This is a genomic window from Paraburkholderia sp. IMGN_8 (assembly GCF_038050405.1).
Classification (GTDB): domain Bacteria; phylum Pseudomonadota; class Gammaproteobacteria; order Burkholderiales; family Burkholderiaceae; genus Paraburkholderia.
In genome coordinates, this window is sequence record NZ_CP150901.1 from 445,074 (window position 1) to 458,018 (window position 12,945).

Below are 12,945 nucleotides of genomic sequence, written 5' to 3' on the forward strand. Positions count from 1 at the left end.
ATCGGCTGCAGGAAGTAGAAATGCGAACCTAAGTTCGCATTTGTCGATACAGAAGGTCTGTGGGAGACGAAGCAGTCTTATTGAACGGCGGATACGGTCGACACGAACTGCTTTGCGGCCTTGTTGGCCGATTCATAGGTGGCATTAGCTGCGGAGAAGGCCGAGTTCCATGCTGCAACGGCCGATTCACTTCCTGCAGGGGCATTCTTCGTGAGGTTTTCGACGAACCCTTGCGCATCTCGTTGGAATTGCTGGACCTGCGTTGTCGCGGCGGCCGAGAATCCGCTCTGAACTCCGGACACGATTTCGTGAACTTGGCGGCCGTACGCTGCCACCTTTTCCGCAACAGGCCGAGACAGGCTTGCTGGCAGCGCGAACAGTTCACTCGGGTTGCTGACTGAAAGTGCCTTGGTCAGGATTTCCTGGTTTTCGGCGAGAGTCGCTTTGCCAATCTGCAAATTTAACACAACCAGCTTTTCGAAGCCTTCAAAGGCCTTGTTCGTCAGGCCGAAAAGCGTTTCGAGGCCGGCTTGCTGGGCGGCAACCAGTTGTTGGGGGGTAAGAGTGCTCATCACTGCTCCGAAGGGGTAAGGCGGCAAGTGCGAGGGGCTCTGAGTGAAAACAAAATCCACGCGCCGCGAGGGCCGAAGGCCAATTGCTGCAATGCAACAAAACTCATTGTACGGGGGAATACCTGGAAGTCAATCAGTTTCGCCACGACATCGACGTGGCAAGTTTGCGGTTGTACCTGGTACCGGCACAACTGGTGCCAGTCAAAGAGCTCGTCCGCGGTCTGATTGCCGCCTCTGCCGACGATGCGGCTTTGTCATGGCCGAGCGCGTCGGCGGCTCCCTTGCCGGCTTCGAGCCGCTCATGAACGAAACGGCGCCGCAGCTCGGAATGAAACATACCCACTACTCGACGCCGTCGGGCGTTACGACTCCGGGAAATTACTCGACCGCTCACGACCTTTCCCCGTTGGCCTTGCGTCTCACCAAGGACTTCCCGGAGTACTACGCCTTCTCATCGGAGCAGCATTTCGCATTCGGCAAGTTCGAGAAGCGAAACAAGAACTGGCTGCTTGGAAAGGACCCTTCGGTCGATGGCATGAAGACGGGCCATACCCAAGCGGCCGGCTACTGCATCGTCGCAACCGCGAAGAGAAAACAGGCGTCTCCCCACGTGACAAGACGAGTCTTTGCTGTGCTGCTGGGTGCACCAACGGCTAGTGACCGGATAACGGGTGCCGGTAGCCTGTTGAACTACGCGTTCTCAGAATACAAGGACTATCCAATCAACGACGGCACCGGACCGCACGTGGTCACCCGCATGTCTGAGCCGAGCCTCGCGCAGTTGAACGGAACCTGAAGGCGTGAATACCTGGAGCGTGTCGGTCCTTCCCTGCTCGATGACATCCGCGTCCTATCGCGTTACCGAGGAAGCGGCCCAGCGTAGAATCTCTCGGTCTCGCAGGCGCTAAGACTTGTCACAGGACCAGATATGGAAATCAAGTGGATTGAAGACTTCATCGCGCTTGCCCGATATCAAAGCTTTTCACGGGCAGCGGAATTTCGGAATGTGACACAGTCTGGTTTTAGCCGGCGAATCCAGTCGCTTGAGCAATGGGTGGGCGCTGACCTCATCGACCGGAGCAGTTTTCCCCCGACGCTAACGCCAGCAGGGCGACTGTTCCAGGAAGCAGCGGAAGACATTCTCGAAAAGCTTTTCGATACGCGGGCCATCATCCGCACCGAGCAACGAATGGCCGGCAAAGGCCTGCAGATTGCGGCCGGCCACACAATCGCGCTGAGCTTTCTGCCTGCATGGTTGAAGACTCTCACCGCACATTTTGGCGAGGTACGCGCTCGGGTTATTCCGACCAACGTGCACGATTCGATTCTGATGCTCGTCAACGGTAACTGCGAACTGATGTTTGCGTATCACCATCCAGAGTTGCCGCTGCATCTGGACTCGGCGCGATACCAGCATCTAACCGTAGGCGTCGACACGTTCATGCCTGTGTGCCGCCCCAATGAACGCTCAGCCCCTGCGTTCCGGTTGCCGGGAACGGCGAACCGTCCGCTCCCACTCATCTCCTATACGGAAACCAGCTATTTCGGCCGCTGCCTCGCGCTACTTCTTGGGCAAGCAACTGCTGCCCCAGTGCTGCAGCTTCATTACGAGTCGGACATGGCGGAAGTGCTGAAGAAGCTCGTGATGGAAGGCGAAGGGGTCGCATGGCTGCCCAAAAGTTCCATCATTAGTGAACTCGAGTCTGGCGAACTGGTCCCCGCTGGGCGCTCCGAATGGCATCTCGAGGTCGAGCTACGCGTGTACCGCGATGCCTCGAATCGTAGCGAGTTTCTGGAAAAGCTCTGGGGGCATATTCGCGCGGCTTCGCAGCCCTCCTGATAGGGTTTTCACGGGTTATGCCAAACTCGCATAGGCACATGCAGTAATAGCATCGACGTATTTTTGAGGTTCCTTAACATCCGTCCATACACAAAAACCGGCTGATTCAGCGACGTTTTTGCCATTCATGCGCACGGCGGTACAGTCGACCGCCGTCCGCCATTCCTGGACGGATTCAAATGAAGAATCGCCTCACACTCTATATTTTTGTCGGCATGCTGCTCGGCGTGGTCGTCGGCTACATCTGTCATCGGTCTGTTGCGGATGCGGCAGAAGCGAAGGCCATCGCCGGCTACTTCTCAATCATCACGGATATCTTTCTTCGTCTCGTGAAGATGATTATCGCGCCGCTGGTCTTTGCGACGTTGGTGTCCGGCCTTGCCGGCATGGCGGGGACAAGCGACGTGCGCCGAATCGGGTTCAGGTCAGTGGGATGGTTCCTTTGCGCGTCTTTGCTGTCCCTCGCCCTCGGTCTTGTCCTGGCGAACCTATTTCAACCAGGCGCAGGGCTACATATGGTGCAGACCAGCGCTGACGTGACGACAGGTTTGAATACCGCCGGCCTGAACTTCAAAGACTTCGTGACCCATGCGTTTCCGACCAGCATCATTGACGCGATGGCCCGAAACGATATCCTGCAAATCCTCGTTTTCTCCGTGCTGTTCGGCGTCGTACTGAGCGTCATCAAGACCGACCCGCGTGTGGCACCTCTGGTCGCTGGCGTAGATGCTCTCGTCCCAGCCATGCTGAAGCTGACAGACTATGTGATGCGTCTCGCGCCGATTGGTGTGTTCGGTGCGCTGGCCTCGGCGATTACTGTACATGGCCTGGATGTGCTGACCACGTACGGCAAACTCATCGGCAGCTTCTATGTGGGTCTCGTGCTTCTTTGGACGCTTCTCATCCTTGTTGGCTATTTCTTTCTCGGGAAGCAGATTTGGACGCTGCTGAAGGCAATTCGCGAACCCGCGATGCTCGCGTTTTCGACAGCGAGTAGCGAGGCGGCTTACCCCCGCTTGACCGAAAAGCTTGAAGAGTTCGGGGTCGACAAAAAGGTTGTTGGGTTCACCTTGCCGCTTGGATACGCGTTCAATCTGGACGGCTCGATGATGTACCAGGCATTCGCTGCGATTTTCATCGCACAGGCTTTCGGCATCGACATGCCGCTGGGCGCACAAATCATGATGTTGCTCGTACTCATGGTTAGCAGCAAGGGGATGGCAGGTGTCGCCCGAGGCTCGGTGGTCGTGGTTGCTGCTGTTGCACCGATGTTCCATCTGCCGCCATCCGGAGTCGTGCTCATCCTCGCCATCGACCAGGTTCTCGACATGGGGCGAACCGCCACAAACGTGATTGGCAACAGCATCGCAACGGCCGTCATCGCGAAGTGGGAGGCCAAGCGCTCAGCCAAGCATGCGAAACGCGCCAGCGACGTTGCCTTCGTTCAACTGCAAGGCGAGACGAAATGAAAGAAGTGAAGGAAAAGAACGTGCGCAAGTTCGGGGTTGTGGGCGGCTTGGGGCCTCTGGCGAGCGCGGACGTATTCTTCAAGCTCGTTAAATCGACTCCCGCAACCAGCGACGCGGAGCACTTCAACGTGGTATTCGAGCAGCATCCTTTCGGCAACTCGGGTACTGGGACTGAGGCTACGACGCAACGGAAGCTGTATATCTTCGACCTGATTAGCCGCTTCGAAAAGCAGGGTGTGACGACGGTTGTGCTTCCTTGCTTCCTCAGTCACACGTTTATCGATGAGCTGAAGGCAAATTCGCCGCTTCAGATTGTCGACATGGTTGAGGCTGTTCGCAGCCACGTTCAGCGGAAATTTCCTGCCGTGCGTCGAATCGGCGTCCTTGCGTCCGACTACACGCGTCGGAAAGGGCTGTTCGAGAAGTATTTTTCGGCGCCTGAATTTGAGATTGTTTATCCCACCCTGAGAGACAACCTCGACCTCGTCACGGAGGCCGTCTATGGGCCTAAGGGCGTAAAGAGCGGAAACTTGAGTGGCCGACCGGTGGAGCTTTTGCGCGAGGCGTGTGAGGACCTCATCTCACAGGGCGTCAACATCATTGTCCCGGCTCTGACCGAAATCGCTCTGGTAGCCGAGGAGATTGGTCCGCTGCAGGTGCCGCTAGTCGATTCGAATCTGGCATATGCACAATACGTCGTATCGGGCCAGTATTCTTCGCCCGAAACGCTGTTCAAGGTCGGTGTGGTCGGCGGGGTAGGACCAGCGGCAACCGTCGATTTCATCCACAAGATAGTGCGCAACACACCCGCTAAACGGGACCAGGACCACATCAAACTGTTGGTCGAGCAGAACCCGCAGATACCGGACCGCACAGAAAGCCTGATTGGCGACGGACCTGACCCGACCATCTCCCTTTACGCGACATGCAAAAAGCTCGAATCGGGAGACGCGGACATCATTGCTATTCCATGTAACACCGCTCACGCGTTCGTCGAGCGTATTCAGCCGTATCTCAGCATACCTATCGTGAACATGCTGACGGTTACTGTCCGCTACCTCCGCGAGACCTTTCCCTCACTGCGTTCCGTCGGCGTGCTGGCGACCTCGGGTACGGTCGAAAGCGGTGTCTACGAAAAGGCGCTCACCTCACAAGGGTTACAGGAGGTCGTTCCGGGCCCGACTTTGCAGGCACGAGTTATGGACGCAATTTACGGCAAGGAAGGCGCGAAAGCAGGGTTCACGACCGGGCAGTGCCAGTCCGATATCGCTGCTGCGATTGACGGACTTATTTCCCAAGGCGTAGAAGTTGTCATCCTTGGCTGCACCGAGCTGCCGCTGCTACTTCCGCAGGCGGATTTCGTCGGGTCGAGTGGCACGTCCGTCCGCCTGGTGGACCCCACAGACGTACTTGCCCGGCAGTGTGTTGCGTACGCAACTGCGGCAGCGGAATCGCAACGCGGCTAAGCGCCCGACCAAATCATTCATCCCCCGACCCCGTGACGTACATGCGCGTCGGGTGTCGAACATCGCCCGTATTTTTTCTATCAAGGAAGCTATGCCCACGGCCATCGAACGCATCGAACACGACCTCCTCGGCGACCTCGCCGTACCTGCGGCAGCCTACTATGGCGTCCACACGCTGCGCGCACTGGAGAATTTCCCCATCACAGGAATTCCTATCTCGGCTTATCCGAATCTCATCAACGCGCTTGCGAATGTTAAAGAGGCGGCTGCGCTAGCGAATCACGACCTTGGGCTTCTCAACGAGCTCAAGATGGCGGCTATTGTGCAAGCCTGCAGGCAGGTCCGTTCCGGTGTCGCACACGAGCACTTTGTCGTAGACGTCATTCAGGGCGGTGCCGGCACCTCAACCAACATGAACGCAAATGAGGTCATTGCCAATCTTGCTCTTGAGCACCTCGGGCACGAACGAGGCGAGTACCACATCCTTCATCCCAATGAGGACGTCAACCTCGGGCAAAGCACGAACGATGTATACCCGACTGCATTGAAAATCGCGACGCACGCGGGAATCATGCAACTGGTAGACGCAATGGCCGTGCTCCGAGCATCGTTCGAACGCAAGGCCGAAGAGTTCAAGGACGACCTGAAGATTGGGCGAACTCAACTGCAGGATGCAGTTCCCATGACGTTGGGACAGGAGTTCAGCACGTTTGCTGTCATGCTCGGCGAAGACGAGGAGCGTCTCAGGGAAGCATCAAAGTTGATTTGTGAGATTAACCTGGGCGCAACAGCCATTGGAACGGGCATCAACACGCATCCCGAGTATGCACAACTCGTATGCCGACACCTGAGCGACGTAACCGGTATTCCGTTGACTACGTCTCCAAACCTGGTCGAAGCGACGCAGGATGTCGGGTCATTTGTGCAACTGTCTGGCGTGTTGAAGCGCGTTGCGGTGAAGCTTTCGAAGACGTGCAACGACCTCCGACTCCTTTCAAGCGGCCCCCGCGCAGGTCTTGGGGAAATCAATCTGCCACCGGTTCAGGCCGGCTCCAGCATCATGCCGGGCAAGGTCAACCCAGTCATACCCGAGGTCGTCAATCAGATAGCGTTTGAGGTCATCGGTAATGACGTGACCGTCAGCTTTGCCGCAGAGGCCGGGCAGCTTCAACTCAACGCGTTCGAGCCAATCATCGCGCACAGCCTCTTCAAGAGTGTCGCCCATCTGCGGGCAGGATGTTTGACGCTGGCGTCCAGATGTGTCGACGGAATCACAGCCAATCGGGATCGGCTGCGCTCAATCGTCGAAAATTCGATTGGAATCGTGACAGCGCTTAACCCATACATTGGGTATGCGCATGCGACGGAGGTTGCACAGGAAGCCCTTGCATCCGGTCGAAGCGTGGCGGAGATAGTGATTAGCAAAGGGCTATTGAGTCAATCTCAGCTCAACGAGATTTTGCAGCCCGCCATGCTGACCCAGCCAAGGAAAGCCGCGTCGGCTGCTTAAAGAATAGTCAACCGGGGCGCGTGGCTCGTTCCGGTCATCGACTTTAAGAATTCCGACCGGGGCGCTGCTGGGAGCAAGTCTCACGGGGCCTTTGTACGCTTCGTCATATTGTCCGCCGGTAACATGCCCGGCAAGGCCTCGACAAAAAAATCTGCTTGCTATGCAGCCCCAGCCTGCACGTCGTACTGTGCAAAGTCGCGCACACCGGCTGCCAGCAGGACTTCGTCGTCGAGGAAGAAGTTTCCCGAACACTCTTTTGATGGGCGCGTAAGGATACCGGTACGCGCCCGTCGCCTTGTCGAAGGCGTCGTTGACTGTCTTGGCCGCAAAGTCGAAGTATTTGGTCTGGACGTGGATGCCATCGGCGACGCGGTCGGCGCCGTTTTTCGCGTTGTCGGTGCCAACCTGGTTGACCGTTACGCCGCGCAGCTTTTCATTGAGCGCATTGGCGTCTTCGGCGGCGAACCCGGTGCCCCCTTTTGTGCCGAACTTGTTGAGCTGGGTCGACTCCAGATAGTCAGAAACTTGGCCGGTCGAGGCATAGTTGTAGAGATTGTCCTCGATGCCGTTGTCTGCCGCCGCACTCTCTTGCAGCCTTTCGTTTTCGTTTTGCCCCATGTTCCCCGTCCGTCAGTTTTTCTTTGTTACGGTCGACGGTGATTATAGCTGGCGAAGAAATTGATGGCGCTCTTCCGATTTAAGTGGGTGACATTTTTGACAAAGAACTGATAGGTAGTCTATGTCCAAGGTTCTCACGATAAATCCGCTCTCGTGAACATCGTGGCTTTCCACATAAGTGAGATGGAACGCTTCCATATCCACGGGCGCACGACACTTTGCGCAGAGCTCAAGGAGGCCGATTCCCGGGTGGCGAATTGGTACACATTCGTTAGTCATCGCTATGTGACAAGGGGCGGTAGCGCAGGCTTGACTGCAGTAGCATTCGAGACCGTAGCAATCTGCTATTTCGACAGAGGGTAGTTCCCGTCGTAATCAACGCGGCCCACTCTCTCGAGATAGAGAACCCCGAGGCATGGAATGTCCGCTTGCACGTGAAGCACTCGTACTCGTCATCGTCGATTTGAGCTGAGTTCACTACGGCGATACCGGTGCAACACCTGCTGAGATATCGAAACTTTCCTGGTGATAGCGCACCGGGTCGTGACCGCCTTCGCGGAGCAGATCCCTTACCGCACCCATGTAGCCGGCCGGACCGCAAGTGAACACCTCGCGGTCTGTGTAATCCGGAAGCCATTCCGACAGGAGCTCGAGGTTCAATCGGCCCGTCGCGCCGGCCCAATCCTCCTCATTGCCAATTCCCTCGCATACGAAGAAGAGGCGAAGCCGAGGAGAGAGTTTTGCGAGTTTTTGCAGTTCCTCGCGAAACACGATATCGGCAGGCGTTCTTGCACTGTGCACGAACGCGATATCACGGTCGAGCCCGAGATCGATGCTCGCGCGTGTCATCGACATCAACGGTGTCACGCCCGACCCCGCTGACAGATACAACGACTTCGGAGCAGGAGCAGCGGTAGGGGTGAACGTGCCGGACGGACCATACGCTTTCAACTGACTTCCTGGCTTCATGTTGTTATGAAGCCAGTTGGACATGATCCCTCCCGGAACCCGTTTTACCGTAATGGAAAGCAGATAAGGACGTGTGGGCGGAGAGGAAATCGTGTAGCAACGTTCGACCGGTCGTCCTTGCACATTCGCCGATACCGTCATGAATTGGCCGGGCTCGAAACGCACAGGCAGACCATCACTCGTGCGAAACGCGAAGCTCCTGACGTCGTGCGTCTCGTCGACGACGCGGCAGCACGTCAGCGTCTGCTGCTCGCTACTCGGCCACGGCCTGCCGCTACTCTCCCACGTGTCGGGGTTAGACAGCCTGTCGGCGGCCTCAGATGCAGCACAGAGTCTTTCAACAGAGTTCATAGCCGTGGTTCTGCTCAGATGCCGTATTCGGTCAATCGGGCTGCATACCAGCGCGAAAACTGGTCCACGTAGGTTTCCGTGAAAGGCGAGAACAAGCCTGGCGAGTATGCCGGGTCCTGAGTGCCTTCGTGCGTAATCTCCACGAGGTGTTTATCCTGCATGTTTGTTGCAACCCATACTTCGGTCAGATCCGAAATCTTGTAATCCACGCCCTCAACGGCATCTGCGTGAACAAGCCACTTCGAGCGCACCAACGTCTTGTCTGGCGCGAGAGGAATGATGTAGCTGATCACCGCATGGTCGCTCATGACATGCGTCCACGAATTGTGTGTCCAGAGGTGCGTATCGCCGAGATCGCGCCGCTGGAGATTTCCAAACAACCTGGTGCTGGCGACCTTGGTGCTGATGGTCTGCGATTCACCGTTACCGGCGATGACGAGTTGCTGGGTTCTGAACTGGGTGACCGCATCTTCGTCCAGCCACTCGACACTGGCGCTGGTAAATCCGTCTTGCTCCCAGCTTGCCTGACATGCCGCGTTGCGCGCCTTGTACTCTTCCAGCGCGCGAAGCGATTCTTCGCTGAGATTCTCAGGACAGAAGCCGAAGTCTTCCGGCAGGAAAGATGCCGTCAATTCCGGATGCGTGGCCTGGCAGTGGTAGCACTCGCGATTGTTTTCCATCACGAGCTTCCAGTTGCCGTTTTCGATGATTTCCTGCTCGAAGGCGATCCTGGTGTTCTTCAGGTTGTACGGCGCAAAACGTGGCGCCATCGTTTCTTCCAGCTTCGCGATGTCCTCCGGCGGGTTCTCACCGAGGCAGACGAAAATGTGCGTTCCGACAATCCTCGTGTGCACCGGAATCAGGCTCCGGCAGGTCGGGTCGAAGTCCTTGCCCATGTGGGTAGCGTGGCGGAGGCTTCCGTCGAGGTCATACGTCCACTGATGGTAAGGACATACCAGCATGCCGACCGTCGACTTCCCAACCTCTTTCAGACGTGCGCCGCGATGGCGGCAGACGTTCCGGTAAGTGCGGACATTCTCATCGTCGTCGCGCACGATGATGACGGACGCCTTGCCGATATCAACGGTCGAAACATCGCCGGGTTCGGGCACATCTGCCGTGACGCCGACCAGGATCCAGTGCTTGTGGAAAAAGACCTCGACGTCCGTTTCGAAAACATCCTGGCGGCCAAAGAGCTCACCGGGCATGCCGTGACCGGGTTGACGGCTTCGGATCAATTCACCATGGGTTTTGCATCGCACTTCGGACATCGTCTTTCTCCAACGTTCAAGGTATGTCGGGACTTCGATTGTTCCCGCTATGACTTGAGTATTGGATTGACCAAAAAGAGCGTCAATGCGCTTTATTTTCGGTCTGGCATTACTTTAAATTATGCGTGAGCCTGCTTCCCCCGACGGGCATGGGCGGCCCTCGCAGGCGCTTCAATTCTCGATGGAATCCTGCCGAAGCCAGTCGATGAGACCGTCAATTTCCGGGGCAATGGTGCGCCCGTGCGGCACCACGATGTAATACGAATCGCTCACTTTGAGCGAGGCGGACGGCAGCCTGACGAGTTCGCCAGTCTCGAGAAGGTCGTGGACCAATCTTCCCCAACCAAGCGCGATGCCCTGACCGTAGCGTGCGGCCTCGATCGCGTCCGTATAAAGACTACAGCGCAGCGCAAAGTTCAATCGCACCGGCCTCACGCCCAAAGCGTGAAACCACTCATCCCATCCCATCCAGCCTTCCGAGGTGGAATCCGACTCGATGAGGGCGGCGTGAGCGACGTCCTGCAGCGATTCTGGCGCGCCTCGCGATTCCACCCAATTCGGCGAGCAGACAGGAAAGACCTCTTCGTCAAAAAGGAAGGTTGCCGTGCCATCTCCCCATCGTCCGTTTCCGAATCGTACGGCGACGTCAATTTCTTTGGGTCGGAGGTCAGCGGTGAACATCTGCGTGGAGATGCGAAGCTGAAGATTCGGCTGAGCCTTCTTGAGGGACCCCAGCCGGGGCAGGAGGCGAAAATGTGAGAATGCAGACGTTGCCGCAAGCACCAGTTCCTGTTGGACCGGGCCGCTGGCTAGCCGGTCGAACACGCCTGCAATTTTCTGCATCGACTCGGCGACGATAAGATACAGGGCCTCACCTTCCTCAGTGAGTTTGATTGAACGATGCAGACGGTCGAAGAGCCGAGTCCCGAGCGTTTCCTCAAGAAATTTGACCTGCCGGCTTACCGCGGCCTGGGTTACCCCTAGCTCATCGGCTGCCAGAGTGAAGCTCCCGTGCCGCGCGACCGCCTCGAACTCGACGAGCGCTGTCAGCGAAGGGATAAGTCGCCGGTATCCCTTAGTCCGTGCGGTTGCCGGTTTCATTTCGCCCCTCCAGTCAAAATACGGCAGCGGTGTCTGAATATTTTCGACAAAGGCATGACGGGCGGCTTTAACAGTTTCTGCTCAGCATGCCGCTCAGCGCTTATGGTCAACACACTTCCCGTGACTCAGGGGCGCGTGGCGTGTGGTTGAGAAACTATCGTCGACCCGGTATGAGCGACGACCAGTACCGTACAGCCCTCTTGCGAGAAGGTGCTATGCCGCGATCCGGCCGGGTAGCACACCGTCTGTCCCGGCAGAAAATCCGTGCCGTCGTCATCCGTGAACACCCCGTCGAGAACAAGAATCAGCTCGGTCGAGTCGTGTTGGTGCTCGAACGACCGCGCCCCTGGTTGCAGACGCATCCAGTAGCTGCTCCAGGCACCGTTCTCATCATCGGCAACAGGAATCCACAGAAAGCCAGGAAGCACTGTTTCGCCGATTTTCATAGGCTGCCAGTCGCGCTCATCAATGGAATAACAGCGTCGCCCATTCTTGACGTTCAATCCAAAAAGAACCATTTCATCGTGCGCGTGCCCGGTAGTCATGATCTGCGGTATCCAGTGTCGGTTAAAGGGGAAGTCCTGCCTGTCGTGCCTCGGCCGCTCGCTGTTCGGGAAGCCGGGCCGCTTGCATGCTATGTTCATGGTCCAGTTGGCCACGCGCTACCCGGCGACCAGCGTTGGTGCGTCGGTCTGCGGTCGAGCCACGCGATAGGCGTTCGGCGATTCGCCAAATTCTTTTCGGAACTCACGGCCAAGATGCGAAGCGTCGGAGAAGCCGCAGGACGTCGCAATATCGGCCACCGTTCGATCAGAACTCGTCAGCAGCCAGGACGCCGTCCGTATCCGAATCTGTCGCCCGTACGCGTGCGGCGACTTTCCCGTTTCTGTGGCAAACAGCCGCTCAATCTGTCGGACGGACATCTCGAGACGTCGGGCAAGTTCTCCCAGGCTCAATGGCTGACCAATGTGCTGTTCCATCAACAGGATCGCTCGCCTTACCTTGGGGTGTGTTGCGGGTTCAAGTCCCGGAGGGTGCGGCTGCGGAGCATTGCCTTTCTGGGCGTCATCTACAAGCATGATACGCAGCGCCTTCTGCACGACTGTGGCCTCGACATGTCGCAGCAGTATAGCCGCCGCCACATCAATCGAGGCCCGCCCGCCTGAACACGTAATCCGGCGTCTGTCGATGACGAACAGCCGGTCCGCAACAAGGTTGCGTTCGTCAACGCCTGGAAAGCGCTCGACGAAATCCCAGTAGTGGAACCAGCTCACGCATATGCGATATCCGTCCATCACTTCGGCCCGCATCAAGGCGAATATCCCTGTGCAAATGCCGACCAAAGTGGCGGACGTTTTCGCTGCGTCACGAATGAACTGGAGCGTGGCTTTGCTGGCGGACGGCCCCGAGTGCAGCAACCCACCGACGATCACGACGTAATCGAAGGTCCTGGCTTCCTCAAAGGCTGTCCATGGCGTGACCTGGATCCCACAGCTTGCCCTGACGGGAGTGAAAGATTCGCCGACGATGGTCCACGAACAGCGAACAGGCCTGCTCATGTCACCTTCGTCGCTTGCCAGCCTGAGAAGGTCGACGAAACCGGAAAATGCGGTCAATGTGAAATTGGGCAACAGCACGATTCCAAAGCGGAGTGGCCGGGCGGTTCCGGGATGAATGGGGTCGCTAAACATGGGACTGCCTGCATTAACGCTCTAGACGTGCTCTAGAAGCCGGCCAGTAGAATCGTCTTTCGACGGGCCTGCTCATGCTGCTCGAAC

At 57.3% G+C, this 12,945-nt stretch carries 11 protein-coding genes and 1 pseudogene; 5 read left to right on the forward strand and 7 right to left on the reverse strand.

All coding sequences use genetic code 11. The features are described from left to right. Positions 1-77 precede the first annotated feature (77 nt). Complete coding sequence (phaP, locus tag WN982_RS23265) at positions 78-572, reverse strand: TIGR01841 family phasin (RefSeq protein WP_341318032.1); 495 nt, start codon at positions 570-572, stop codon at positions 78-80. A gap of 256 nt (positions 573-828) precedes the next feature. Here phaP and WN982_RS23270 point away from each other — a divergent pair, with 256 nt between their 5' ends. The 5 genes from WN982_RS23270 to aspA all read left to right on the forward strand — a co-directional run bounded on the left by WN982_RS23270 (position 829) and on the right by aspA (position 6,857). Beyond that, a complete protein-coding gene (locus WN982_RS23270; protein ID WP_341318033.1) occupies positions 829-1,368 on the forward strand; it encodes a hypothetical protein in 540 nt (179 codons plus the stop codon). 132 nt (positions 1,369-1,500) lie between these two features. Further along, positions 1,501-2,412, forward strand: coding sequence for a LysR substrate-binding domain-containing protein (locus WN982_RS23275; RefSeq protein ID WP_341318034.1), 912 nt, complete (start codon positions 1,501-1,503; stop codon positions 2,410-2,412). A 179-nt stretch (positions 2,413-2,591) separates the two neighbouring features. Further along, positions 2,592-3,881, forward strand: coding sequence for a dicarboxylate/amino acid:cation symporter (locus WN982_RS23280; protein WP_341318035.1), 1,290 nt, complete (start codon positions 2,592-2,594; stop codon positions 3,879-3,881). After that, a complete protein-coding gene (locus tag WN982_RS23285) occupies positions 3,878-5,347 on the forward strand; it encodes an amino acid racemase (protein ID WP_341318036.1) in 1,470 nt (489 codons plus the stop codon). The genes WN982_RS23280 and WN982_RS23285 overlap by 4 nt, the downstream gene beginning before the upstream one ends. Before the next feature lie 91 nt (positions 5,348-5,438). Further along, complete coding sequence (gene aspA, locus WN982_RS23290) at positions 5,439-6,857, forward strand: aspartate ammonia-lyase (RefSeq protein WP_341319388.1); 1,419 nt, start codon at positions 5,439-5,441, stop codon at positions 6,855-6,857. Here the strand turns inward: aspA and WN982_RS23295 are convergent. The 6 genes and pseudogenes from WN982_RS23295 to WN982_RS23320 all read right to left on the reverse strand — a co-directional run bounded on the left by WN982_RS23295 (position 6,777) and on the right by WN982_RS23320 (position 12,858). Further along, a complete protein-coding gene (locus WN982_RS23295; RefSeq protein ID WP_341318037.1) occupies positions 6,777-7,475 on the reverse strand; it encodes a hypothetical protein in 699 nt (232 codons plus the stop codon). The genes aspA and WN982_RS23295 overlap by 81 nt on opposite strands. A gap of 501 nt (positions 7,476-7,976) precedes the next feature. Beyond that, positions 7,977-8,795 (reverse strand): annotated as a pseudogene (locus tag WN982_RS23300) (FAD-binding oxidoreductase); the annotation flags it as partial. 14 nt (positions 8,796-8,809) lie between these two features. Then, positions 8,810-10,066, reverse strand: a complete 1,257-nt coding sequence (locus WN982_RS23305) for an aromatic ring-hydroxylating dioxygenase subunit alpha (protein ID WP_341318038.1) — start codon at positions 10,064-10,066, stop codon at positions 8,810-8,812. Between the two features lie 171 nt (positions 10,067-10,237). Continuing rightward, positions 10,238-11,167, reverse strand: a complete 930-nt coding sequence (locus WN982_RS23310; RefSeq protein WP_341318039.1) for a LysR substrate-binding domain-containing protein — start codon at positions 11,165-11,167, stop codon at positions 10,238-10,240. Between the two features lie 125 nt (positions 11,168-11,292). Further along, positions 11,293-11,712, reverse strand: coding sequence for a cupin domain-containing protein (locus WN982_RS23315; RefSeq protein WP_341318040.1), 420 nt, complete (start codon positions 11,710-11,712; stop codon positions 11,293-11,295). A gap of 117 nt (positions 11,713-11,829) precedes the next feature. Beyond that, positions 11,830-12,858 (reverse strand): GlxA family transcriptional regulator, encoded by a 1,029-nt coding sequence (locus WN982_RS23320; RefSeq protein WP_341318041.1) that lies wholly within the window; start codon positions 12,856-12,858, stop codon positions 11,830-11,832. Between the last annotated feature and the right edge of the window lie 87 nt (positions 12,859-12,945).